General features: G+C 68.5%; 28 protein-coding genes and 1 tRNA gene. 14 read left to right on the top strand and 15 right to left on the bottom strand.

Going from position 1 to position 23984, the window contains the following annotated elements; translation table 11 throughout:
* Positions 1–3 precede the first annotated feature (3 nt).
* Genes AA0Y20_RS08410 through AA0Y20_RS08375 form a run of 8 tightly spaced genes read left to right on the top strand, consistent with a single transcriptional unit; the run spans position 4 to position 6580 of the window.
* The gene (locus AA0Y20_RS08410) at positions 4–927 is read left to right on the top strand and encodes an AMP-binding protein (RefSeq protein ID WP_412938693.1); all 924 of its coding nucleotides are present in this window, start codon (positions 4–6) and stop codon (positions 925–927) included.
* Positions 924–1991, top strand: coding sequence for a hypothetical protein (locus AA0Y20_RS08405; RefSeq protein WP_412938690.1), 1068 nt, complete (start codon positions 924–926; stop codon positions 1989–1991). The genes AA0Y20_RS08410 and AA0Y20_RS08405 overlap by 4 nt, the downstream gene beginning before the upstream one ends.
* A complete protein-coding gene (locus tag AA0Y20_RS08400; protein WP_023951661.1) occupies positions 1984–2241 on the top strand; it encodes an acyl carrier protein in 258 nt (85 codons plus the stop codon). Before AA0Y20_RS08405 ends, AA0Y20_RS08400 begins: the two co-directional genes overlap by 8 nt.
* A 19-nt stretch (positions 2242–2260) precedes the next feature.
* Positions 2261–2770, top strand: a complete 510-nt coding sequence (locus AA0Y20_RS08395; protein ID WP_023951663.1) for a hypothetical protein — start codon at positions 2261–2263, stop codon at positions 2768–2770.
* A complete protein-coding gene (locus AA0Y20_RS08390; protein ID WP_071918326.1) occupies positions 2767–3480 on the top strand; it encodes an NAD-dependent epimerase/dehydratase family protein in 714 nt (237 codons plus the stop codon). The genes AA0Y20_RS08395 and AA0Y20_RS08390 overlap by 4 nt, the downstream gene beginning before the upstream one ends.
* Positions 3470–4579: a hypothetical protein gene (locus AA0Y20_RS08385; RefSeq protein WP_412938688.1), complete on the top strand. Its 1110-nt coding sequence runs from the start codon at positions 3470–3472 to the stop codon at positions 4577–4579. Before AA0Y20_RS08390 ends, AA0Y20_RS08385 begins: the two co-directional genes overlap by 11 nt.
* A complete protein-coding gene (locus AA0Y20_RS08380) occupies positions 4569–5003 on the top strand; it encodes a hypothetical protein (protein WP_064956885.1) in 435 nt (144 codons plus the stop codon). The genes AA0Y20_RS08385 and AA0Y20_RS08380 overlap by 11 nt, the downstream gene beginning before the upstream one ends.
* Positions 5000–6580 (top strand): thiamine pyrophosphate-binding protein, encoded by a 1581-nt coding sequence (locus AA0Y20_RS08375; protein WP_412938686.1) that lies wholly within the window; start codon positions 5000–5002, stop codon positions 6578–6580. The genes AA0Y20_RS08380 and AA0Y20_RS08375 overlap by 4 nt, the downstream gene beginning before the upstream one ends.
* Here the strand turns inward: AA0Y20_RS08375 and AA0Y20_RS08370 are convergent.
* Entirely contained in the window at positions 6575–7324 is a 750-nt protein-coding gene (locus tag AA0Y20_RS08370) for a GAP family protein (RefSeq protein WP_412938684.1), read from the bottom strand. The genes AA0Y20_RS08375 and AA0Y20_RS08370 overlap by 6 nt on opposite strands.
* Entirely contained in the window at positions 7324–7806 is a 483-nt protein-coding gene (locus AA0Y20_RS08365; protein WP_064956888.1) for a hypothetical protein, read from the bottom strand. The genes AA0Y20_RS08370 and AA0Y20_RS08365 overlap by 1 nt, the downstream gene beginning before the upstream one ends.
* 126 nt (positions 7807–7932) lie before the next feature.
* On the opposite strand from AA0Y20_RS08365, the gene AA0Y20_RS08360 reads away from it, so the two are divergent.
* Positions 7933–8865: an AvrD family protein gene (locus tag AA0Y20_RS08360; protein WP_064956889.1), complete on the top strand. Its 933-nt coding sequence runs from the start codon at positions 7933–7935 to the stop codon at positions 8863–8865.
* Here AA0Y20_RS08360 and AA0Y20_RS08355 read toward each other — a convergent pair.
* Together AA0Y20_RS08355 and AA0Y20_RS08350 are read right to left on the bottom strand one after the other, a co-directional pair.
* Positions 8862–9548, bottom strand: a complete 687-nt coding sequence (locus AA0Y20_RS08355) for a ScbR family autoregulator-binding transcription factor (RefSeq protein ID WP_023951675.1) — start codon at positions 9546–9548, stop codon at positions 8862–8864. The genes AA0Y20_RS08360 and AA0Y20_RS08355 overlap by 4 nt on opposite strands.
* Before the next feature lie 45 nt (positions 9549–9593).
* The gene (locus AA0Y20_RS08350; protein ID WP_412938681.1) at positions 9594–10520 is read right to left on the bottom strand and encodes an NAD-dependent epimerase/dehydratase family protein; all 927 of its coding nucleotides are present in this window, start codon (positions 10518–10520) and stop codon (positions 9594–9596) included.
* Between the two features lie 278 nt (positions 10521–10798).
* On the opposite strand from AA0Y20_RS08350, the gene AA0Y20_RS08345 reads away from it, so the two are divergent.
* The gene (locus AA0Y20_RS08345) at positions 10799–11581 is read left to right on the top strand and encodes a TetR family transcriptional regulator (protein WP_413331379.1); all 783 of its coding nucleotides are present in this window, start codon (positions 10799–10801) and stop codon (positions 11579–11581) included.
* A gap of 11 nt (positions 11582–11592) precedes the next feature.
* On the opposite strand, the gene AA0Y20_RS08340 is transcribed toward AA0Y20_RS08345, so the two are convergent.
* From AA0Y20_RS08340 to AA0Y20_RS08325, 4 genes are read right to left on the bottom strand one after another with little or no spacing between them, the layout of a single operon-like run.
* Positions 11593–12657: a hypothetical protein gene (locus AA0Y20_RS08340; RefSeq protein WP_412938678.1), complete on the bottom strand. Its 1065-nt coding sequence runs from the start codon at positions 12655–12657 to the stop codon at positions 11593–11595.
* Positions 12654–13289 carry an ATP-binding cassette domain-containing protein gene (locus AA0Y20_RS08335; RefSeq protein WP_023951679.1) on the bottom strand — a complete coding sequence of 212 codons (636 nt, stop codon included), beginning with the start codon at positions 13287–13289 and terminating at the stop codon, positions 12654–12656. Before AA0Y20_RS08335 ends, AA0Y20_RS08340 begins: the two co-directional genes overlap by 4 nt.
* A complete protein-coding gene (locus AA0Y20_RS08330; protein WP_157118096.1) occupies positions 13282–14283 on the bottom strand; it encodes a peptidoglycan-binding domain-containing protein in 1002 nt (333 codons plus the stop codon). Before AA0Y20_RS08330 ends, AA0Y20_RS08335 begins: the two co-directional genes overlap by 8 nt.
* Positions 14284–14312: 29 nt before the next feature.
* Positions 14313–14966 (bottom strand): hypothetical protein, encoded by a 654-nt coding sequence (locus AA0Y20_RS08325; RefSeq protein ID WP_023951683.1) that lies wholly within the window; start codon positions 14964–14966, stop codon positions 14313–14315.
* Positions 14967–15105: 139 nt separating this feature from the next.
* Here AA0Y20_RS08325 and AA0Y20_RS08320 point away from each other — a divergent pair, with 139 nt between their 5' ends.
* Positions 15106–15765, top strand: coding sequence for a response regulator transcription factor (locus AA0Y20_RS08320; RefSeq protein WP_064956894.1), 660 nt, complete (start codon positions 15106–15108; stop codon positions 15763–15765).
* Positions 15765–16928: a sensor histidine kinase gene (locus tag AA0Y20_RS08315; RefSeq protein WP_412938677.1), complete on the top strand. Its 1164-nt coding sequence runs from the start codon at positions 15765–15767 to the stop codon at positions 16926–16928. The genes AA0Y20_RS08320 and AA0Y20_RS08315 overlap by 1 nt, the downstream gene beginning before the upstream one ends.
* On the opposite strand, the gene AA0Y20_RS08310 is transcribed toward AA0Y20_RS08315, so the two are convergent.
* Both AA0Y20_RS08310 and AA0Y20_RS08305 read right to left on the bottom strand, forming a co-directional pair.
* Positions 16921–17208: a hypothetical protein gene (locus AA0Y20_RS08310; protein ID WP_023951689.1), complete on the bottom strand. Its 288-nt coding sequence runs from the start codon at positions 17206–17208 to the stop codon at positions 16921–16923. The two genes, AA0Y20_RS08315 and AA0Y20_RS08310, sit on opposite strands and share 8 nt — an antisense overlap.
* 488 nt (positions 17209–17696) lie before the next feature.
* Positions 17697–17770: transfer RNA gene (locus AA0Y20_RS08305), tRNA-Pro, on the bottom strand.
* Between the two features lie 141 nt (positions 17771–17911).
* Between AA0Y20_RS08305 and AA0Y20_RS08300 the strand changes: the two genes are divergently transcribed.
* Positions 17912–18529, top strand: a complete 618-nt coding sequence (locus AA0Y20_RS08300; protein ID WP_412938676.1) for an N-acetyltransferase family protein — start codon at positions 17912–17914, stop codon at positions 18527–18529.
* Positions 18530–18551: 22 nt separating this feature from the next.
* A complete protein-coding gene (locus tag AA0Y20_RS08295) occupies positions 18552–18920 on the top strand; it encodes an RNA-binding S4 domain-containing protein (RefSeq protein ID WP_023951692.1) in 369 nt (122 codons plus the stop codon).
* A gap of 54 nt (positions 18921–18974) precedes the next feature.
* On the opposite strand, the gene AA0Y20_RS08290 is transcribed toward AA0Y20_RS08295, so the two are convergent.
* The 5 genes from AA0Y20_RS08290 to argH form a co-directional block, all read right to left on the bottom strand.
* Positions 18975–19769 carry a DUF4184 family protein gene (locus AA0Y20_RS08290; protein ID WP_412938675.1) on the bottom strand — a complete coding sequence of 265 codons (795 nt, stop codon included), beginning with the start codon at positions 19767–19769 and terminating at the stop codon, positions 18975–18977.
* A 9-nt stretch (positions 19770–19778) separates the two neighbouring features.
* Entirely contained in the window at positions 19779–21083 is a 1305-nt protein-coding gene (gene tyrS, locus AA0Y20_RS08285; protein WP_112613838.1) for a tyrosine--tRNA ligase, read from the bottom strand.
* 48 nt (positions 21084–21131) lie between these two features.
* A complete protein-coding gene (locus AA0Y20_RS08280) occupies positions 21132–21827 on the bottom strand; it encodes a hypothetical protein (protein ID WP_412938672.1) in 696 nt (231 codons plus the stop codon).
* Positions 21824–22468: a SatD family protein gene (locus AA0Y20_RS08275; protein WP_412938671.1), complete on the bottom strand. Its 645-nt coding sequence runs from the start codon at positions 22466–22468 to the stop codon at positions 21824–21826. Before AA0Y20_RS08275 ends, AA0Y20_RS08280 begins: the two co-directional genes overlap by 4 nt.
* Before the next feature lie 78 nt (positions 22469–22546).
* A complete protein-coding gene (gene argH / locus AA0Y20_RS08270) occupies positions 22547–23977 on the bottom strand; it encodes an argininosuccinate lyase (protein WP_064956901.1) in 1431 nt (476 codons plus the stop codon).
* Between the last annotated feature and the right edge of the window lie 7 nt (positions 23978–23984).

Here is a 23984-nt window from a genome sequence, read left to right as displayed (position 1 = left end):
ACTATGGAGAGCGCGCACATGCCCCTGTCCCTATCCGCTGAGCGCCGACTCGATGGTCGTCGTGTGACCGCGATCGATCCGTCCCTCCCGGCATCCCAGCTGAGCGACTTGTTCAGGGAGCGCTGGGACCGACATGAAGTGATCCTCGTCGACTCCGCATCAGCGCCCATCGGTGAGGCCCGGCTAGACGTCGACGTATCGGATGTGGCGCTGCTTCAGCGCACCAGCGGAACCACGGGCGGGCCGAGGATGTTCGCATTCGCGCGTGCAGCCGTCCGAGGGCACGCCGCCGCTACGGCTCGCGCGATGGACGTGCGGCCGGGATGCCGCGTGGCCATGGCGATCCGCGCGGGGACGGCGTACTACACCAGCGTCGTGCTGATGTCGCTGTTCAGCGACACCGCGCTGGTCGTCTTCGACCCGCTCGACATCGACTCGGCGATCCGGGCCATCCTGGAGCGTCGGATCGACACCCTCGACGCCGGCGTGCGTTTCTGGCAGACCATCGCGGTCAAAGCACGGCGCGACCCCGCCGTGCTCGATGCCCTCGCCGACCTCTCCGTGCGCGGGGTAGGCGGCGATCCGCTTCCTCGCTCGGTCGAAGCGCACTACCGAGACAACGGGATCCCGTTGGCCAACGGATACGGCCTGACCCAGGCCGGTCCGAACGTCGCGATCGGGTTGCACTCGACGACGGAGGGCAGCTGCGGCCGACCGATGGACGGCGTCGAGTGCAGCATCCGCGACGGCGAGCTCATGATCCGGTCACCGTTCGCCGCCATCGGAGAGGTCGTGGATCACCGGATCGTGGATCTGCCCGAGAGGGACGACGACGGCTGGCTGCGCACGGGTGACGGAGCTCAGATCATCGACGGTGAGATCGTTCCCCTCGGCCGGTTGCGCGATCAGGCGGGAACGGCGTCATGACATCCGCACCGGCACGGGCCGTCATCACGGCGACCAGCGTGAGCTCGCCACGAAGCGAGCGGTTCGACGTCGGCCTTGCCGACGTGGGCGACGATGTCGCATGGGATCCGGATGCCGCCGCGCATGAGCTCCGCGACGCATGCATCAGCAACGCGCTCAACGCGGCTCAGGCCAAGGGCTACGTCATCGGTCGCAGGGTCGTCGTCATCGTCGGCGCGCAGTGCATCGGGGTGGACCCGGCCACCTCGCGCTACTACCCGGAGAGTCCCGAGCGGCATGTGAAGGCACTGCTCCCCGGGTCCGAGGTCACGTCGCTGGTGCTCTCGCATGCGTGCGCTTCGACCGGTGTCGCCGCCGGCGTGGCCGCCGATCTCTGCCGTGCGGGGGCAGCCGACACGGTCGTGGTGTGCTCGTCCTCCATCGACGGGTCGCTCGAAGAGGACACGTTCCGAGACGCACGGGCATGGGCGCCCGAGGTGCGCCCCTTCGATCAGGCCGCAGCCGGCACACGCGTCTACGGTTTCGCCGGCGCGTTGATCGTCCAGGCCGCCCCGACTCCCCTCGGTGATGACCCGGTCATCACCGGCTGGCACGCACGCAGCATCGGCGGCAAGACCGTCTCGGACCCCGACGAGGAATACCTCGTGATGAGCGAATCCGCACGAAAGGCGGGCCGAGCGCCCACCCTCGTGATCGCGCACGCGACGGGCACGAAGCAGGGCGATCAGGCCGAACTGCAGGCGATCGCACGGTATGCCGAGACGTACGGCCTGGCGGTCGACGTGCTCGCCAACAAAGGCGCCGTGGGTCACGCGGTGTTCGCCGCGGGTGTCGCGTCGATCGTCACCGCCGTGCGCGTTCTCTCCGGTGTACCTGTGGGGGGCAGTTTCGGACTTCGCGAGCCGCTCGCCGCTCCCGGCAGCATCCGGCTTCTCGCGGAGGCGGAGGGCGAAGCCCGCCTCGATCTGTCCGACCGGCACCGGGCGGCATTGGTCAACGGATTCGGATTCTCGGGCAGCAATGTCGCTTTGATCATCGAAACAGAAAGAGAGAACCATGACTGACTCGGAACTGTACGACTTCGTGCGCGTCGAGGCCGGCCGGATCAACGAGGAGAGCTACGCGGATGTCGTCGTCTCCGACGACACCGTCCTCGCCGACGACCTCGACATCGACTCGCTCGCGATGCTCGAGCTGTGCATCCGTGTCGAAGAGGTGTTCGGGGTGGCTGTGGCCGACGAAGTGGCCGCGGAGATCAAGACCGTGGGAGACCTGCGTCGGTTCCTCGACTCCGCCGAGACGGTCAGCGCTTAGCGGCAGCGGAGGAACCGACGTGGAGCCCGACACCAGCTGGCGAAGCCATCTGCACGGCAAGTGGACGTATCTGCGGCGATCTGCCGAGGCGGGATCGTCGCAGGACTACAGCAGATTCGACATCCACCGACTGTCCGACGGCGATCCGGTCGGACGCATCGATTCGCGGCAGACATTCCCCCGCGTGTTCCAGATCGGCATCGAGCTGGATGATCGGGCGCTCTCGAGCGGCGCGGGGCTGGACGCCGCCATCACGTTGGGTGCATGGCTGTTCGACTTCCGCGAGGCGTACGCGCTTGCGGTGATCACCTCGGTCGAGAACCGGCCGCTCGACGGTTTGTTCCGCCTGGGGGTCGCGCGCCAGACGGCAGTCTCGCCGTCGTATCTCGGTCAGGGGTCGCTGTCGCGCACCGCGCGATGGGGCATGGTCACGAGAGAGGATTTCGAGCCGGCCAACACCCTCCTGTCGCGCATTCGGGAGCGGTATCCCCCTCTCCCCTCCCGCGCGATGGCGAGCGAGCCGGCATGACGGTCCTCATCGTCGGCGGCGGCAGAGGCATCGGCGCGTCCCTCGTGAGTGCACTCGACCGCCGCGGCGTCGAGGGCGTGTTCACCTATCGATCGAGCAGAGCTCGCGCGACACGCCTGGCCGCAAGATGCTCGGGCTGGCAGGCGCGGCAGCTCGACCTCCTCGACGAGCCCGAGCCCAGGCCCGCCGGGATCCTGGCAGCGCTGGGCGGGAAGATCTCGACAGTGCTCCTGTGCGCTGCGGCGGGCCTCGAGAGCGAGCCCGATGCGACCGGAGCTCGGACCGTCAACGCCACGGCGCCCGCGAACCTGGTCCGCGGCATCGCGGACACGAACCGCGTTCCGTTCGGAGTGGTCTACGTGACATCCACGGACGCCCACAACCATCTGCCGGATCGACCCGACGACGAGGAGCCCGATATGTACGAGCTGACGGCACGCACCAAACGAGAGGGAGAGTCGTTGCTGGCTTCCGTCGCGGACGCATCGAGCACATGCCGTTCGTTCACCGCGGTCGTGGCCGACCTCGTCGTGCCTTCGACCGCCCACACCATCTACCGCCGGCGAGATCCCGACCTTGTCGATCGCTTGGTCTCGGCCGGCCGGTGGGTCGATCTCGCCGCTGTCACCGACCGGTTGGTCGACGCGACACTGATGTCCGAACGCGGCGAACGCCTGCCGCGCGTCATCCGGGTGCAGCATGACGCTTGATCTCGACGCACCGCGCACCGCGTTCCCCGGCACGCCTTCCGGACCGGGCGCCTACTTTCTGCCGTCGATCGGCGAGTACCCCATCTACGACGACGACGCCTATCAGTTCATGATGGACGATGAGCCTCGGGTGCGCGCTTTCGAGGAGACTCTGACCGACGCCGTCTCCGCAGACTCGGTCGTCGTCGAGCTGGGCTGCGGCCGGCAAGCCCCGTGGGCACGCCTCGCGGCACGGCTCGGCGCGCGCCGAGTGGTCGCCGTCGAGCAGCTGGACCACGTCCGCGAGGCCCTGACCGCCGAACTGGCGAACAACCCCCGATATGCATCGATCGATGTTCTCTCCTACGACGAATATGTCGAATCGGAGATCCGCCCCACGATCCTCGTGAGCGAGATCGTCGGTGCCATCGGCAGCTCCGAAGGGGCTGAGCGGGTGGTGGGCCGAGAGATCCGACGTATCGGCGACCCCGGGATGCTCGTCGTCCCGCAGGGCTGGATCACGAGCGTGAGCGCGTTCAGCTGGCGGCGGATGCTGAGGGGCGCCGAGCCCGTGTTCGCGCGCGAAGCCCATCGTTATCGCCGTGCGCTCGCGGAGACCGTCGGCTGCGGCGACGTGCGGCTGTGCGTCGTGGGGCGGCAGGTCCAGCTTGGCCTGCTGTCCCGCCCTACCACCGTGGAGACAGCGAATTTCAGCGGGAGCTTCTCGGAAGTCGCATCCGCTCCGGCCGAGGTGGCGGTGTCGCGTCCGGGGACGCTGGACTCACTGCTGTTGTCGGTGGCGGTGAAGATCGGGACGCACTCCGTCGACAGCCTGAGCTCTCGGTCGAGCTGGTTGCCCGTCGTGGTTCCCCTCGGCAGCACGGAGCTACCGGTACGTGAGGGCGACACGGTCGACGTGCGGATGCACCGGAGGCTCGAGACGAATCCGGTGTGCCCCGACTACATCGTCGACTGGCGTCTCCGACGCGACGGCGAAGAGATCGCTCACGGAACCGCCGAATTGCCCTGGCGACCCGACCCGCACGCCACGAGCAGCGCCCTGCACGTCAGCCTGACGAACAGCGACTCCCCTCTGATCGGAGACAGCCATGACCACTGAGCACACCGTCGCGGCGAATGTCTCGCTGGATTACCCGTCATGGCACGTGACGATGGGCGAGATCGTCCTCGCCGCGTGCCATCTGCACAGCCCCGACCTCGAAGACGATTTCGATGTCTGGTTCGACTGCGGCCCGCTCCTCGACTGGATCTCCGTCGAGTACCCGCGACGCCGATACAGCCCGGGCTACCGCGTCGTGCCCACCGAGCTCATGAACGCGGACGCGTGCCGGGCCTTCGGGCTGCTGGCGAAAGCGGGGTTCGACGGCAGTGCGTTCGCGGTGGGAGCCACCGACCCCACCCTCGTGCATGTCGCCGCCAGCGCCCACGACGGCGAGCGTACTGCGCTCATCATCCGCGTCCGGAGAACGCCCTCGGGCACCTGGGACGTCACTTCCTCGGCTTTGTCGGGACTCCCCGCGTGACGTCGGAACTCGCTTGGGGTCCGGCGGCGGCGGCGCTGCGCGACCTGGGCGACCTGCACGTGTTCGGCCTGCCGCTCGACGCACCGGGCCTCCTCGACGCTTGCACTCGCGAAGAGCGGTCGGTCTTCAGCGACGAGCGCACCGCCGCGTTCGCCGCGTTCGGGCGCGCGACTCTCCAGCCCGACGCGTTGACGGTGCTCAGCCTCGAGACCGGGCCCTCGTTCGTCAACGCGCTCCTCGGGCTGTCCGAAGCAGCGTCAGGTCGCGTGCCCCTGCTGGTCGTCGTCGAGGCGGCCGCACCGGAGCGGCGGGGGTGGGGCGCGTTCCAGGATCTGCCGATAGAGGACATCTGCCGATCCCTGAAGATGCCGACGAGGACGATCGAGAACTCAGCCGATCTCATCGCGGGGATCACCGCCGCTTCGCGGCAGGCGTTCCGCCACCGCTCGCCCGCGGTCGCGGTGGTGCGCACGCGCACGGGGTCGGACGAGGAGCACGGAGACGGGACCCGGCGCCGGTGGTCTCGCGATCGGAGCGTTTCGATCCCGGCGACGCGGGAGTCGATGTCCGCTCTGCGGGCGGTCGACGAGCTTCGGGATGCCGCGGCCCAACGCGCGCGGATCGCGGTGATCGTCGGCGGGGGCGCGAAGCGGGCGCACGTCCGCGGCGGGGATCTCGACGCCTTCGTGGCTCAGCTCGGCGCGTCGACGCTGGTGACCGCTTCGGGCCGAGGCGCGATCGACGAGTCGAGCGAGAGCTTCGTCGGCCTGGCCGGGCTCTATGCGACGCCGGAAGGCCTCGATGCGCTCGCGGCGGCAGATGTCGTCGTGTCGCTCGGATCAGCGCTCGACGAAACCGTGCGCGAGAGGTGGGCGCCGAAACAGGGCGCCACGCTCCTCGTGGTCGATGAGTCCGAGGTCAGCTGCCCGGCCCACGACGGCCGGAGGATCGACGTCACGTCCGACGCAGCGGCGTTCTTGGCGCTCGCCCGCGACGGGCTCGTGGCCTCCGCAGCTCCGCCCCCGCTCCGCCGGGCCCGGCCGATCAGGCAGCAGGGCGTGTCCGAGATGGCCGCGACATGGGCTCAGATCGAGGGCATCATGGTCGATGGACACTTCGACATCGTCTGCATCGAGAACGGTCTCACGGACATGTGGGGTTACGACCCGCGCTTCCTCACGGTTCCGCCGTCGACGTCACTCGTCGTCGCTGCCGAGCAAGCGGCCATGGGTGCCGCGCTCTGCGGCTCGCTCGGCGCGAAGCGCTCGCAGAAGGCCCTCGTGATCTGCGGCGATGCGACCCTCCGCATGCATCTGGCGGCCGTGACGGACGCGGTGGAGAATCACCGGCCCATCGCTTACGTCGTGTCGAGCAACTCCGGAATGGGCTGGCCTTCTCTGTCGAGGACCGACCCCGAGCTCACGACGTTCGCGTGGAACCGTCGTCTGCCCGCCGTGCTGTCGTCACTCGGCGTCGATGTGATCACACCCGCAGAACTCCGGTCACAGAAGCACCTCTCGGCACCCGCTGCGACATTTTTCGACGTCCATCCTGCGGCACCGCCCTGGGAGTCATGACGCTCCGGCGCCGATATCGACCCAGCCGAGATTCGCCACCGCGTTCACCGCGAGCAGGAACCCCACAATGCCGATGATCCAGGCTGTCGTCGCCTGAGCGTTGCGCGTGAGCCACCGATCGAGCCGCGTGAGCGGTCCTTCGAGCGCATCGTGCGCAACCATCCGCCCGACCAGGAGGACGAGGGCCGGCAGGATCATGACGACGCAGTATCCCGCGATCGTCACCACCGACAGGCCCGGGCCGACGCCTGTGGCCGCCACGATGCCGATCGCGGCGAGATAGGGAACCATCGTGGCGAGTTCGAGCACGACCGCTACGAGTGCCAGACTCACCAGACCGAGCGTCGCCCCGCGCGTGCGCCCGTCCTCCATGATCCGGTTCCGCCAGTTCAGAATCCTTCCGCCACCGGCCGCCGCGCGCTCCGCCGCGCGAGCACGCGCTCTCTTCGTGTCCATCAACCAGCTCACCGCCATCAGCACGATGCCGAGCACGAGGACCGCGATCAGGAAGCCAGGCGAATCCCATACGGCTCGCGTTCGCGTGACGATCGCGGACAGACCGAGATACAGGAGAACTCCCACGAGGAAGTAGGCCGCAGCGACGGTCGCGAGGTATCCGACGACGCGACCTGCGCGGACCCGTCCCGGAGCTGTGAGAAGCCACACGGGAATCAGCAGCGTGCCGAAGCTCGTCGAGTCGACGAGCGCAAGGACGACGAGGGTTCCGAGGGTGCCGACATCCATCAGGACGGCCCGAGCTGGAGCCTGCGTTCGCACACCGCGGTCGAAGCGCCTCCCTCGGCACGGTGGGTCGCGACTTCTTCACCGTCGACGATGATGCGACATTCGATCCACGTGGCCCCCGGTCCCGCGTCGACCTCGATCCGACTTCCGCGGAATGGGAACGCGACATCCGTCGGCACGCTGAATTCGTGCTCGAACGGCAGCTCGACCGAGTCCTCCGCGAAGCTCTGACTGTCGCGGGGCGCGTCGACGGTCACCAAGATCTCGCCGGACTTCGCGGCGTCGCTCGTCACGATCGCGGTCACCACGATGTCGGTGCCGGTGCCCTCGGACCCATCGCCCCCGGCAGGCGGGGCGGGCGTCGCCGGACCGGTCGCCGTGAGTCCTTCGATGGTGTCGTCGATCACGCCGCATCCGGACGCTACCACCGTCAGCCCGCCGACCATCGCAACCGCCAGGATCGTCTTCCGGAGTGCCTTCATCGCGTCGCTCCCCTGCCTTGGTCATCATCGCCGGCATTACTAAGTCGTTCGCACCAGTTAATCATGGCAAGAACGGGCATCCATCTCACTCTAGCGTTACCTGTGTGCCATAAATAAGCTGACCGCATGGCTTACTCGCATCGATCAGCTGCCATCTCAGGAGCGGTCGGCGCGAGTCTGGACGATCTGCTCGGTCCCGCATCCGAGCGCTACCTGGCGAGCCGGTTCCGACACGTCGCGCGAGCATTCACCGGCTCTGCGACGCGCTCCAGCGATCAGCAGCTCGCCCTCGAAGGCCGCGCCGCCCTCGAGTATCCCGAGACCTGGACGGTCAAAACGGGAAGATCACCCGCGCCGCATTTCAGCTCCATCGATGCGATCGTCCTGACTGCGGCACTGTGCTCGCACCCGGCACCGATCGACGGTTCCTCGTCGCCCACGCCCCCGCGCTTACGCAGCGTCAGTCTTCGTGCGGGGACGACGGCGGATGTCGAACTCGAGAGCGTTCCCGTCTCGGGCACGCTCGGCGCGCTGGGTTCCACGGCGGGCGTCGAAGCACGGCTCACACTGGGCGCAATGCGCACCGTCGCGCACCTGGATCGTCCGCCTGCGCTGATTCAGGCGACACCGTCGGACGGAAGCCCCCTCTCCGTCGAGCTCGCCGCCGACTGCGCCGTGGAGCACGTGTGGAAGTCCCGGTTGACACGCATCGAGGCGGGGCGCTCGGTCGAGTTCCAGCACGAGATCGCGTCCGACTGTCCCCCCGCCCGAAGAGTCGTCACCGTGCTCGACCTCCTGCGCCTCTCCGCGCAGCAGGCGCAGGCGCTGATCTACTGCAGCGACGGACTGGATCGGGCGTCTGCCAACTCCATCTGGATGCGGAGCGCGTCGTTCGACGTCGGCGAGCGTCGACAGCTGCACGGACCGCTCTTTCTGGAGGTCAGCATCGCCCGAACCCAACGGATAGACCGCGCGTCCGTGCGGTGGAACGTGTTCGACGTCGTCGCGCGCGGCACCGGAGGCCTCCAGGCTGCAGCCTCGCTCGCCTACTCTCGTTAGGCGGGCCGGAATGCTGCCTCGACGGCGGCGACGGCGGCGTCGCGATCCGCGGGGGGCACCATCGCGTCTACCGCGAAGAGCCACATATCGCGGAGACCGGCGAGCAGGTCGTCACGTGAACTCATCGCCTGCGACATGAGCTGCACACCGGTGAAGAAGCCGATGAGCGTCTTCGCGAGGGTCTCGGGAGACAGCCCGCTCGTGAGCTCGCCCCGTTCCAGCGCAGGTGCGAGCATCGCACTCGTCATCTCCACCCAGTTGAGGTAGAAGTTGCCGGCCGGCGCGCCGAGGGCGCCTTCCTCCATCGCGAGCCGGATTCCGGCCCGCACGACGGCATCGTGACGCAGCTGGTCCGCCATGGCGCGCGACACCGCGACCAGCCTCTCGAAGACGCCGGGCGAGGTGTCGACGGCATCCGTCAACAACGGGAGCGAGCGCGCGTGCTGCTCGTTGATGACCGCGAGCGCGATCTGCTCCTTCGATTTGAAGTGGAAGTACATCGACCCCTGGGAGATCCCCGATTCCTCGACGATCATCGAGAGACTGGCTTTGCCGTATCCCTCGCGGTCGAACACGTTCGCGGCCCCCTCGACCACCGCGCGCTGGGTCTCCTGCGACCGACTCTGCTGCGGCGTCCGCCGAACAGCCGTCGAGACCTCGCGGTTTGCTTCATCCTTGCGCACGAGAGCCCATTATCCTCTGGCCGATCCGCGGCCGGTGCTCACACGTCAGCGCGCCGACCGCCCGTGCTGGACGTACCACGACAGCGCGGCATCGGTGAGGTGAACATCGCGGCTTCCCGCATCGGGCACGAGATCGCGGAGGCGCTCGGACGAGAGAAAGTAGTCGTGGGCGAACTGCGCGACCTTGCGCGCTGGGATACCGCGCGCCTCGAGTGCCGCACGGGCATCGGCGGCGCTCAGCGACCGGGAGGGAAGTCTGCCCCACTCGGCGAGGATCGGCGAGAGGAGGTCTCTCACGGCGACGGGCCGATCCGGCACGACATGCACCACCGCACCCGCTCCACCTTCCAGGCGATGCCGCACGGCAGCGACGGCCGCCCGGGCGACGAGGCCGGCAGATGCCACCGACAATCGGGCGGCACCGTCTTCGATCCATGCTCCGAGCGCGGCGTGGGCGGAGAGCAGCCGCAGAAGAAAGTGCCCGTCCCCCACTCCGGTGATGAACAGGGGGCGCAGCACGGACGCGCCTGAAGCGGATGCGACCGCGTCGCCTCGCGCTCGCGTCGCGCTGAGCTCGGACTCCGGGTGAACCGGATACTGCCCCTCCCTGCCGCCTGAGAATGCGAGTGCACCGTAGATTCCCGCCGTGCTGACGTGCACGAGGGGGATGCCGAGCGACGTCGTCGCCTCGGCGGTATGCGTCACGCCGTCGACGTTCACGCGGCGCTGCTCCCGTGCATCATCTCCGACGTGACTCGCCGCATTGATCGCAGCGATCGACCCGGAGATCGCCTTGCGGAGAGATTCCGCCCCGTCGGCGATATCGACGACGCGAGTCTTGTGATCGGATCGCAATTCGGCGTTCCGGCCTCGACTGAGGATGAGCGGGTCGAATCCCGCATGCGCGAGCTCTTCTGCCACATGACGGCCGACGAATCCCGTCCCACCGATGACCGCTACTGAATTCGCCATAGCTTCCCCCACCACGACCCGAACCTCGAAACATACAAGCAGCTATCCGCTCAGTTCGGCGAGACCGTCATGAGGCGGCACGGTCACGTCCACGTTCCCGCGAGCGGTTCTGTCATCGGCGGCGCTCGAGTATCCATGCACGGCGAAGATCACCTTCGCGTTCCTGCCGCCCCTGACCGTCGACGGATGCCGCCCACCCCGGCGTACCGGGCGCGCAGCGGCAAAGTTCACACCGGTAGCCGACTACGTAGCATGAACGGCCCTTCGCGTCCCGGCTCATGCCCCTGTCATATGCATCGTTGGCAGTTGTCATACATTCATCTCTGTACCATGTAGGCAGTTCTCACCAGGCCCTGCGACCCAATTCGCGGCGAGTGTCATGGTGGGGGAACCCAATTCCGGTCGGAGGTGTCAGCCCCCATATGGGCAAGCAACAGCGGAGCGGAGAGACCCGTGAAGCACTGCTCGAATCCGGCAGCCGGGTCTTCGCGACCATACCGTTCGATAAGGCCCGCATCGCGGATGTGATCGAACCACTCGGAGTGACGCAGGGTGCCTTCTACTTCCACTTCGAGAACAAGCACGAGCTCGCGCTCGAGATCATCCGACGTGAGCACGCGATGATGGTCGACCTGAGCGAGCGGGTCCTCAGCTCCGCGGGAGGCGGTCTCGCCGGCCTGCACGAGGTGTCGACAGGGCTGGCGGAACTGGTGCGCGCGGATGTCACGGTGCAGGCGGGGCTTCGCCTCACATCCCACACTCCTGAGGAGTTCCCAGAGTTCCTGGGCGCGTCGTTCACCATGTGGAACGACACCATCGGGAAGTTCCTTCTGCGCGCGCAGGGGGCAGGCGAAGTCCGCTCCGACGTCGAGATCGAAGCCGCCTCCCGGTTCGTGGTGGCCACCTTCGTCGGCGTGCAGGAGATCTCCGCCATCGCCACGCGCTGGGCCGACCTCGACGAGCGTATTCGCGAGGTCAGCTCGCTTGCGATCCGGGGGATCGCCACCGACGAGGGATACGAGGCCTTCACTGCGTCGCTCTCGCCGACAGCCGCGCGATGATCTGACGGCGTTCATCGCTCTTTGAACAATCGGAACAGGTCCGCTTCGCGCACAGTGAGAGTCCCGAGGAAAACGCCCGCGAGCGCCGTACCGAAACTCACGACCAGCGACGGCAGCATGGCGGCCGGGACCCAGGCGACGTCCTCCGGGGCGAGAGCTCCTGCACTGAGGTAGATGACTGCTCCGGCGAAGACGGCGCCGGCCAGAGACCACACGACGGCTTCGAGGACCACTGTCGAGGTCATCGCGCCGCGTGACTGGCCGGCGTGCAGTGCCGAAGCGTGCTCCAGGCGACGGACGCGTACGGCGGCGAACCCGATGAGCATCCCCGCGGCCGCGGCGACCGCGGGCGCCCATCGGGTGAGGCGGTCGTCGAACATCGCTGTGCCTGTGAAGCTCGTACCCATGCTGCGGTTCAGCTGAGTCAGCGACACCTCGGTCCCGGTGCTTGCCTCGGACGCGAGCGCCTGGCGGAGGAGGCCATCGTCGTCGGGGCCCTGAGGCCAGGCGCGCATCCAGCACTCGTCGAAGACCCCGGCACCCTCGACGGGCATGACAATCGCGTACTCCAGGCGAGCGTCACGTCCGTCGTCGGGGTAGGCGAAGATGCCGGCGACTTTGAGGTCCCGGCCATCCGTGGCGAGGGTCGAACCGGTGGCGACCCCGAGGGACTCCGCGAGAGGCTCCGAGACCCAAGCACCCTCGGAGGCGGACTCCACGTCGAGCAGGCTTGCAAACCCGGCTGTCACCTCGTACACAGGGAACCCGGCGCCGGCGAGTGCGTCCAGTGGCAGGTCTTCGGCCTGACGCAATGCACCGGAGGCCTGCACGCTCCGGTACCAGTCGAGGGATTCGCAACGGGCGCGGTCGACGCTGTCCTCCGCGACCAGCATGCGGGTCGCCCCGCCGCCGGTGATGAACGTACGGGCCTGGTTCTGCAGCCCGTGGACGGCCGCGACGTCCGCCCCCGCGGCGAGCCCCGCCGTCAGCGCGAGCAGCAGACCGAGAAGCGGCACGCGCGCGGTCCCGGAGACGACGTTCCGCAGGACCTCGGAGGCGATGCTGCGCATCTTCATGCGGCCACCCCCCTCGTGGGGGCGTAGTCCTCGAGCTGGATGACGCGGTTGCACGCATCCCGTGTGCCCGGGTCGTGCGTGGCGATGAGGACGATGGCGCCCTCCTGCGCGACCGCACCGAGGGTCTGGTTCACGGTCTCCGAGGTTCGGAGGTCCAGCTGCGCCGTCGGCTCGTCGACAAGGAGCAGGGAGGGCCTGGTCGCGACGGCGCGGGCAAGCATCAGGCGCTGCGCCTCCCCTCCGGAGAGCTCTCGGAAGGAGCGGTCGGCGACGGCGGTCAGCTTGAACGACGCGAGTATCGGACGAGCGAGCTCGACGGCCTCGCCGCGCGTGCTTCCCGCGGCGAGGAACGGGAAGACGACATGGTCGATCGCCTTCCGGTGCGCGACGCCGTGCGGGTTCTGGAACACCCAGCTGGTGCGCGTGATGCGCACGCGTTCGACCCGACCCATCGATGGCGTCTCCCACCCGGCGAAGATGGATAGGAGCGTGGACTTGCCACTCCCGGAAGGACCGCAGAGTCCCACCACGTCGCCCGGGCGCGCCTCGAAATCGAGGCTCTCGAACAGCAGCGGTGTGCCGGGGAAGCCGTGCCCGAGCCCGATGGCGCGCACCGCACGCCCGTCATTCACAGTGCACCCCTTCCAGCGCGGTCCCGATCGCGACGCTCTCCGGCACTTCGCCTTCGAACGCGACCACGGCCGCGCCGAGGGAGGAGCCCAGAAGTTCTGTCCTCACGGTGCCGGCGCTTGTCTTGACGCAGCTGCTGTCACCGTCGTAGATCAGCGCGCCGGCGGGAATGGAATAGGCGTCGATCGGCGACGCGAGCGCGATGGTCGCGGTGACAGTCGCCCCGGGATCTTCGGCGAGGCCGGAGATCAGCCGCTCATCGCCGGCGAGCTGGGCGAGGAAGGCCGGGTCGGAGGCGGTTCCCTGCGCATCGAGAGGGCCCCGCACCGACCCGATCTTGATCGTCCGGTCGCCGGGCGTGAGGTTGTCGGGGACAGACTGCACCGTCACGCGTTCGAGGGCCCCGCGGGATGTTGCGATGGCACTCCCTTGCGAGACGGCGTCGCCGACTTTCACGGCGCATGCGATGCCGGTCAGCTGCGGCGACGGCAGCCAGATGAACTCCGCACGCTCAGCGAACCGCTCGCCCTCCTCGACTCCGGCTCTTACCCTCAGGTGTTGCAGAGCCCGTCCGGTGCGGCTGCCGAACTCCCCATCCACGGTTTCCGCGTCGAGGTGGCCCAGGCGGATGAGCTCGGTCTGCAGCGCGGCCACGTCGGCGCCGTCGTCCCCGACGGACAGGTCGCGGTAGAGCGGGACCGTAGTGTGCAGTGCGATGAGGGGGCGCTCGTCGACGTGCGCGACGACGGTGCCCGAGGTAACCTCCCCCCCGTCGCGGCACCAGGACGCTGTCAGCGTGCCCGACGTCTGGATGGCGAGGGTCTGGTCGGCGCCGCTGACGAGCTTGACCTGCACGCGCCGACTGTCGTCGAAGGTCTGCGCGACCACCGGCGCCGATGTCTCTTCACTGCCTGCACGCAGCAGCTCGGGTTCCGGGACTGGTCGGAGTGCGTACCCGAGGGAACCTGCCGCGCCGATAACCACCAGTGTGGTCACAGCGATCAGTGAGGCCGTCCGGCGGGACGTCACTGCTCCTCCTCCTCGAATGCGACGGCGTAGCCGCCTGCTGAGAAGCACTCCTGCACGGTGGCGTCGTTCGGGTCGTACTCCGCTTCCTCGAAGCGGTTCTCGAGGTCCTCGGCGAGGTCGGTGGTCGTGTACGTGGCCTCGACGACCTGGTTGCGCTTGAAGCAGGCCACGACGATCTCCTCGCCGTTGCTGAGCAGGTCGGGGTTGCCCTGCTGCGCTCGGTACAGGGCCTCGATCGGCGCGAGCTCGTCGGCACACTCCCCGGCGGTGTCGATGTACTTCTGCGCTTCCTCAGCGGACATCTCCGGGGGCGTGATCTGGATGATGCCGGAGGCGAGGCGCTTGTGCTCCTCCTCGTAGCCGGCGTTGACCATGCACTCGGTGTACATGCGATGCGCCTCGTCATACTGAGCCTGCGTGATGCCGCCGGTGTCGATGGCGCTCGTGAGTACGTCGATGACGTACGGGTTCTCCTCGCCTTCGAGGTACTGCTCCAGGAGCTCCTCGAAGCTACCCGCCAGACGCTCGCCTTCCGGAGCAGCCTGACCTTCGCCGTCCACTCCGGAGGTACAGGCGACCAGCGCCGAGCCTGCGAGGACGAGTGCCACCATGCCGGTGACGACCCGCGTTGATGCTGTGGTTGTTCGCATGAGAACGCTCCGATTCCTCTGAATTGCCGTGGTGTTACCGGTCTATCCACGGCGGGTCTCGGTACGGTTAGCGCTCTCCTAACCTGGCCCTAACCGCCTCCGGGAAGACTGCGTATGTACCTGAGGAAGGGAGCACGCGATGCGAATACTGCTGGTCGAAGACAACGTCGACCTGTCCGCAGCGATCACCATGTCTCTCGCCCGCGACGGATATACGATCACCCCCGCGTACGACGGCGTCCAGGCACTGGACCGCCTCATCGACTACGAATTCGACGCCGTCATCCTCGACCGCGACCTCCCGCGCATGAGCGGAGACAGCGTCTGCCGCGAGATCCGCACCTCTGGTCAGGACATCCCCATCATCATGCTCACCGCGCTGACCACCGTGCGCGACCGCGTCACCGGGCTCGACCTCGGCGCAGACGACTACCTCACCAAGCCATTCGCGTACGAGGAGCTCGCCGCCCGCCTGCGGGCGCTCCGCAGGCGCGGAACCGCGCCCATCTCGGATGAGATCACCGTCGGCGCGCTCACCGTCGATCGAGCCCGCGGTAACGTCATCTTTGACGGCCGGAGCATCCGTGTCTCCCCTAAGGAATTCGCCGTCATCGAGGCACTCGCCCGCGCGGAGGGACGGCACCTGACCGTCGAACGCCTACTCGACGTCGCCTGGGACGCCCCCGACGACATCTCCCGCAGCGTCGTGAAAGTGACGATGCACTCGCTGCGCCGCAAGCTCGCTCCCGACCTCATCGTCCATGACCCCGGTTTCGGGTATCGACTGGAGACAAGCTGATGTCCCGCAGGAGCTCTCTCGCCGCGCGCATCGCCCTGCGGTCCGCAGCGATCTTCGCCGCGATCTCGGTTCTGGTCTTCGTCGCGGTCTGGGCGTCCCTGACCTCTGTCGCCTCCTCGAGCATCACCGTCGTCCCCGAAAACGGAGCCTCCTCCGCCCCGGAGGTCGTGGAAGCCGTGTTCCGACTCACCAACCAGGCGAAGACGATGACCATGACCGTCACCGGCTCCGCACTCGCCCTGATCACCGCCCTCGGCACCTTCCTCACCTATCGCGCAGCGCGGGCCTCCCTGCGCCGCGTCTCCGACATCACCCAGCACACCCGGCGCATCACCGCCAGCACTTTGGACGAGCGTCTCGGCCTCCGCGGGCCTGATGACGAGATCAAGGACCTCGCCGACACGATCGACGACACCCTCAGCCAGCTCAGTGACGCCTTCGCCCAGCAGGAGCGGTTCGCCGCGAACGCCTCCCACGAGTTGCGCACCCCACTCGCCGTCGTACGGACGTCCCTGGAGTCGATCGGCGGCCGCATTGCCCATGACGAGGATGTCGACCGGTCCCTCCGGAACGTAACCCGCATGGACGAGACGATCGACGCCCTCCTTCTGCTCGCTCAGACCCGGCGCCTCCCCGAAGACAGGCGCTACCCGGTGGACGTCGCAGGGGTGGTCCGCATCCTCGCCGACGACCTCGCCCCGGCTTTCGCGGCCCGTGGCGTCAGCTTCGAGGTGAGAGCTGACCAGGTCGCCATCGTCGACGGGGATCAGACACTGCTCACCCAGGCCGTGCACAATCTGATGCGAAACGCCGCTCAGTACGCCCCAGCCGACGGGCATGCGACCTTCGAAGTCACCGCGTCGCCCACGGCCGTGACCGCCCGCTTCGCGAATGATGGATGCGCTTACACGGACGAAGAGGTCGCACAGTTGCTCGAGCCGTTCAGCCGCGGCGCCCAGACACGCGCTGGCGACGTCACCGGGCACGGACTCGGGCTGTCGATCGTTGCGAGCATCGCACGTCAGCATGGCGGTACCTTCGAACTGGAACCGCGCCAGGAAGGCGGCCTCGTCGGCACCCTTCGCCTCCCGCCGGCAACAGAGGAGGCCGGGGATGCGACCCCCGGCCTCCGTTCAGCTCAGCCCACTCAGGCGATCACCTGAACGAGTTGTAGGCGTAGCTACCCGTGTCCACGCCACAGGCTGCCCACGCGTATCCGCCGCTGGTCGTCCAGCCCGAGGTGGCCGTCTTGCAGCCGTGTTTGGCGAAGGACAGCCCCTGTGTGCCGCCCCACACATCGTGCTCCGCGCTGGCGTTGAAGGGACCGGCGAACCACGTGCCGCTCTGTCCTGCGTAAGCCGGGGCGGCGCTCAGCGCACCGCCGACGGCCAGAGACGCCGCGAGGACGACCGCCCCGAAACCCTTCTTGAACTTCGTCTTCATGTGAACCACTTCCTTGTGAGTGAGGTTGGGCCGGCACCCTGCCGGTGAGGTTCACCCTGGCAGAACCAAAACATACATACAAGCATGTATGTTTTTCGCTCACGCCCGAGGTCGGTTTAGCAGACCTCGTCTTCATCGAACGAGAAAGCGCCGAGCGCGAGGTCAAGCGGCGGGAGATGATGCGGTCAAGCCAGCTGTCGATCCCCTTGCCGGCCGTCGACTTCGCGCGGGACAGCTCCAGATAGACCATGCCGTCGCGCTCGTTGTAGAGCAGGATCCAGAGATACTTCATTTCGATCTCGGCGCCGTCGGCCGTCGGCTGGTCGAACAGTGCACCTCGGCCGTTCTCATCGACGCGCTTGCCGAACGCGCAGCCCTTCGGGTTCCTGGCATCAGCTGGTCGTGCATGAACACGACGGTTCGGGACCAGCACGAAACGACGAAAGGCCCGGATTTCTGCGATCCAGCAGGAATCCGGGCCTTTTTTGTCGGGATGACAGGATTTGAACCTGCGACCCCTTGACCCCCAGTCAAGTGCGCTACCAAGCTGCGCCACATCCCGGTCCGTTGTCCGCACGCGGACAACTCCCCTATCCTAACCGGTCCTGAGCCCGCTCGCGAACCGGCGCACCCGGGCGCGTTGCGGGGCTTCTGCGACGACCGATCGTTGCCCGGTGTCGGGGGCGGGCAGTACCGTCTGGCCATGAGCGAGACGACGATCGTGCCGGTGACGCCCGGCAGCTTCAGCGATGCCCAGCACGCGATGAGCGGCGGCGGCGATGGGCACGAGTGTCAGTGCCAGTGGTGGACGATGACGAACGCCGACTTCCAGCGCACCGATATCGACGGCCGTGCCTCAGCCTTCCGAAGCGAAGTGGATGCCGCGCCCTCCCCCGGCCTCATCGCCTACGTCGACGGCGTGGCCGCCGGCTGGGTGCGTGTCGGCCCGCGTACTCGTCAGATCCGGTTGAGCAAGACACGCGCCTACGCCGGCGCGACCGAGGAGCCCTGGGATGACGCGGATGTCTGGGCCGTCAGCTGCTTCGCGGTGCGCAAGGAGCATCGCGGCTCGGGCCTCAACGCGGCGCTTCTCCATGCCGCGATCGCCTTCGCCCGCGAGAACGGCGCACGCGTGGTCGAGGCGTACCCCGTTGACCCGGATGCGGGGCGAAAGGTGACGTCCAACGAGCTGTACCACGGCGCTCTCTCCACGTTCCTCAGCGCGGGCTTCCGCGAGGTCGCGCGCCCCAAGCCGCACGTCGCCGTCGTCTCGCTCGACCTCGCCGACACCCACGAGACGGGCACCGGAGAGCACCCGTGACGCTTCGGCGAGAATGGAACGCATGACCGCATCCGATGCCCCCGTCCGTGTGGACTCGTGGCTGTGGGCGGTCCGCATCTACAAGACCCGCTCAGCGGCGACCACGGCCTGCCGTGCCGGTCACGTCCGGGTCAACGGCGAGAAGGTCAAAGCGTCGCAGTCGGTGAAGCCCGGCGACGAGCTGCGGGTGCGTATCGCGGGTTTCGACCGCATCCTCGTCGTCCGACAGACGCTCACCAAGCGCGTCGGTGCGCCCGTTGCCGCCACCGCGTTGGAAGACCGCACTCCCCCGCGCGAGCCGATGGCGATGCTCGCCGTCCGGGATCGCGGCGCCGGCCGGCCCACGAAACGCGAACGCCGCGAGATCGACCGACTGCGCGGAGTCGACTGACCCGCCACCTCGGGCACCCGACCACGGGCCGCCCAGACGACTAGCCCGCGATACTCACTGCGCGGCGCGGCGACGCGCCACCTGCACGACGACGCACAGCACGAGCGTCACCACTCCCCAGATGGCACACGCGGGCGGCAGCACCCGGTACGTGAGGTGCTGAGCGGTCCACTCTGCCGTCAGCGGGCCGTACGCGGCGAGGCCGATCAGCCACGCCGCGACGAGCGAGACCGGCAGCGACACCCACCAGACCACCCGCACCGCACCGGGCAGCACGCGCCGCACCGAAGTCAGCGGTCGCTTCCGCACCCAGAATGCGCCCGCGACTGCAAGCCCGAGCAGGCCGAGCCCGCTCGATGCGTACTGGAACCACCGGTAGCCGTGGAACGGCCCCCAGCGCTCGGCCAGCGCGGGGAAGAGCTCGACGCCCCAGCGCCCCTCGTGGGTGAAGGCATCCCAGGCGATGTGGCTCAGCACGCCGAGAGCGAGCGACACCACGACCAGCAGAACCGTGACCGCGACCGACCGGCCGCGCCCCGCCCCCGGCACGACCGTTCGCAGCGCGTCGCCACCCCTGGAATCCCACGCCGGCGGCAGCCGTCTCGACAGCCAGTCCGGCGCGAGTTCACGCACCGCCGGGCGCAGCAGCAGCCACCACGCGAGCAGCAGCACGCCCGCGATCACGACCGTCAGCCACGGGTACGCGTGCGTCTGCGCATAGCTGATGCCGATCCCGCGCGCGAACAACGGCAGATCCGGAGCCATCGCCCCGACAGCCACCGCCGCCGGCACGAGCGGTGTGTGAACGACCGCCAGCGCGACGACGGCGTGGCTCGGGGTGAACGGCATCCGGTCGGGTCAGTCCTCGACGAAGACGCCCGCGAGCGTCTTCTTGCCTCGCCGCAACACGGCCACACCGCCCGGCAGGTCGCCGACGACGACGGCCGACTCGTCGTCGACCTTCGCACCGTTGATCGAGACGCCGCCCTGCGCGATGGCCCGACGGGCCTCCGACAGGCTGCCGACGAGCCCGGTGTCGACGAGCAGCTGCACGACCGAGGCACCGGCCGACGCCGTGGCGTGCGGAAGCTCCTGCAGAGCCGAGCGCAGCGTGGCAGCGTCGAGAGCGGTCAGGTCGCCCTGGCCGAACAGCGCATCGGATGCCGCGATGACCTTCGCCGTCGCATCCACTCCGTGCACCGTCGCGGTGACCTCGAACGCCAGACGCTTCTGAGCGGCACGGCGGAACGGCTCGTCGGCGACGAGGCGCTCGTACTCGGCGATCTCAGCGCTGCTGAGGAACGTGAACACCTTCAGGCGCTCGACGACATCGGCATCCGCGGTCGAGAGCCAGAACTGGTAGAACGCGTACGGGCTCGTAAGCTCGGCGTCGATCCAGATGGCGTTGCCCTCGCTCTTGCCGAACTTCGTGCCGTCGCTGTTGGTGATCAGCGGCGTGCCGAACGCGTGCACCGAGGTGCCTTCGACGCGGTGGATGAGGTCGGTGCCGCTGGTGAGGTTTCCCCACTGGTCCGATCCACCCGTCTGCAGCGTGCAGCCGTACTGGCGGTAGAGCTCGAGGAAGTCGAGACCCTGCAGGATCTGGTAGCTGAACTCGGTGTAGCTGATGCCGGCATCCGAGTTCAGACGGGCGGCGACGGCATCCTTCTTCAGCATCGTGCCGACGCGGTAGTGCTTGCCGATCTCGCGCAGGAAGTCGATGGCCGACAGCGGCGCCGTCCAGTCGAGGTTGTTGACCATGCGGGCGGCATTCTCGCCCTCGAAGCTGAGGTACTTCTCGATCTGACCGCGCAGACGGTCGACCCACTCGGCGACGGTCTCGCGCGAGTTGAGCGTGCGCTCGGCAGTCGGACGCGGGTCGCCGATGAGGCCCGTCGAGCCGCCGACGAGACCGAGGGGCTTGTGCCCCGCCAGCTGCAGACGGCGAAGCGTCAGCAGCTGCACGAGGTGGCCGAGGTGCAGGGATGCCGCCGTCGGGTCGAAGCCGCAGTAATACGTGATCGGGTCTCCGCCGAGCGCCTCTCGCAGCGCTTCCTGGTCGGTGGACACATGCACGAGACCGCGCCACACCAGCTCGTCCCACACGTTCTCGAACGCGGGATCGAGCGCCACGGGGGCGGTCGTCAGGGCTTCATCAGACACGCGCTTCAGGTTATCAGCGGCCCACGGCGCGACCCGCCTCGATGACGGTCAGACGGCGGTGCCCCACCAGATGAGGAAGGCCGCGCCGAGGGCGACGACCCAGCTGACGAGGCTTCCGACGAGGAAGTACTCGGCGCGGTCTCCCCCGTCGTGGTCGCGCGAGATCTCGGGGAAGCGGACGATGCCCTTCGCCGCGAGCACGGCGGCCAGCAGCGTGAACGCCCCGGTGAGGGTGAGCGCGAAGACGAGCACGCGCTCGAGGGGGCCGATGATGCGCCCGCCCTTCAGCTCGTTCGCCGCTTCGGCGGCCACGACACCGCCCCGCAGCGACGCCCGCACGATGACGTTTCCCGACTCGACGAGGAACACCAACGCGCCCGCCAGCGCGATGGCGAGGTCGAGGCTCACGACGCCCAGCGGCGAGTCGATCGGCCAGATCCTCTCGAGCGGCCCCTGGCCATCGCGCACCCCGATGAGGGCGACCGCCACGGCCACGACGACCGCCAGGAGCGCCGCGGGCCACAGTCCCCACCGGGTGGGCTCGCGCGTCGAGGTGACCGCCGCCCATCCGGCTGCGACCGCGACGGCCGCGAACCACCAGGCCGCGGCGCCCGCCCAGGCGGCGAGGGGCAGCAGCGCGGCGCCGAGAACCACGATCACGATCCCGAGCTTCGCGCCCGACAGCCGCTTGCGGGCGAGGTCGAGCGCGCCGACACCGAGGAGGATGAGCCCTGCGCCGATCACGACGAGCGCTCCGTCAGCGCCGCGTAGCCAGCAACGACCGCGGGGGCTCCCGACGAGGCGAGCAGTTGCGACACCGCCGACTGCGTGATGCCCTCCTCCTTCGCGAGGGCACCCTGGGTGCGTCCGAGGCAGCGGCCGTAGGTCAGGCGCCGGGCGCGCTCCGACATGCCCCCGACGATCTCGTCGCGGGCGAGCGCGTAGGCGTTGGCGAAGCGGATGCGGTCGGCCATGGCGACATCCTCGTCCTCCCCTCCGACAATGCGGGTGCGGGCGCGCGGAACCGCGCGGTCCTGCATCGCGTGCACCTGTTCGATCGCCTCTCGCGCGCGCCACCAGCCCGGCCCGTCGGAGATGTCCGCACTCTCGGATGCGACCGACCCCACGTCGCCGATGCCCAGCCCGAAGCGCAGCGACGCCTCATCGGGCAGGGCCAGCTGGAGAAGCAGAAGCCAGGCCAGCGCGTCATCGAGCTCGTCGAAGACCGCCTGAAACTCGTCGGCGAACGTGGCACGCATCGGCGAAGCGGCGACGGGGAGCGCGCGATCGATCTCGGCCATCGCGGCTTCGATCCGCGTCTGGGCGCTGCTGCGATCCACGAGCAGGCGGGAACCGACGATGTCGGCGATCACGGCGATCGACATGTCGATCAGGTTATCACTTATATTTTAGAGATATAAGTCATTCGCTCATGGTCGAGAGATATCAGTCCGACGCTGATATCAGAGCTGCCACACCCGCACGGCCTGCTGAGCGCGAGCGATCAATGCAGCACGCTGCTCGTCGACCCGCACCGGAGCGGTTCCGCCGATACCGTCACGGCTCGCGACAGATCCCTCGGGCGAAAGAACCTCTCGAACCTCCGGAGCCAGGTGCTGTGACACCGAGGCGAGGTCGTCGTCGGTCGCCTCGTGGAGTTCGATGCCCCGCTCCTCGCAGAGCCGCACGAGCGAGCCCGAGATCTCGTGCGCCTCGCGGAACGGCACACCGCGCTTGACGAGCCACTCGGCGACATCGGTCGCGAGCGAGAACCCCTGCGGCGCGAGCTCGGCCATCCGGTCGACGTCGAAGCGAAGCGTCGCGACCATGCCGGCGAATGCGGGCAGGACGACCTCGAGCGTCTCGATCGAGTCGAAGACCGGCTCCTTGTCCTCCTGCAGGTCGCGGTTGTACGCGAGCGGCAGCGCCTTGAGGGTCGCGAGCAGACCCGAGAGGTTGCCGATCACGCGGCCGGCCTTGCCCCGGGCGAGCTCGGCGATGTCGGGGTTCTTCTTCTGCGGCATGATGCTCGACCCCGTCGAGTAGCCGTCGTCGAGCGTGACGAAGCCAAACTCGCGGGTGTTCCAGATGATGATGTCTTCGGCGAACCGCGAGATGTCGACACCGATCATGGCCGCGATGAAGGCGAACTCGGCCACGACGTCCCGCGACGACGTGCCGTCGATCGAGTTGTCGGCGGGCCGGTCGAGCCCGAGCTCCGTGGCCACGAGCTGCGGGTCGAGCCCGAGGGTCGCGCCGGCGAGCGCTCCCCCGCCATAGGGCGAGACCCGGGCGCGCGCCGACCAGTCGCGCAGGCGCTCGAGGTCGCGCAGCAGCGGCCAGGCGTGGGCCTGCAGGTGGTGGGCGAGCAGCACCGGCTGCGCGTGCTGCAGGTGGGTGCGGCCGGGCATGATCGCGCGGGAGTGGGTCTCGGCCTGGCCGACGATGGCGTCGATCACCCGCAGGATGTCGCGGGCGACGACCTCGGCGTGATCGAGCAGGTACAGGCGCACGAGCGTGGCGATCTGGTCGTTGCGGCTGCGTCCGGCGCGCAGCTTGCCGCCGAGCTCCGGCCCGACGGTCGCGATGAGGGCGGCTTCGAGAGCGCCGTGCACGTCTTCGTCGCCGGGGGCAGGCTGCAGCGAGCCGTCGCGCACGGCGGCGAGCACCGAGTCGAGCCCCGCGTGCATGCGGCTCTCCTCGTCGGGCGTGAGATACCCGGCCGCGGCGAGCGCCTTTGCGTGAGCGTGCGATCCGGCGATGTCGTACCCCGCGAGCGCCCAGTCGAAATGCGTCGATCGGCTCAGGCGGGCCAGCTCGGGCGCGGGGCCCGAGGCGAAGCGGGCTCCCCAGAGAGCCCCGGAGTTCGTGCCGCCTGACGTATCTGCGCTCATCGCTCCA

Source organism: Microbacterium pratiae (genome assembly GCF_047302165.1).
Classification (GTDB): Bacteria; Actinomycetota; Actinomycetes; order Actinomycetales; family Microbacteriaceae; genus Microbacterium.
The sequence above is the reverse complement of the archived record's forward strand: the minus strand, read 5'-3'. Positions and strand labels throughout refer to the sequence as shown.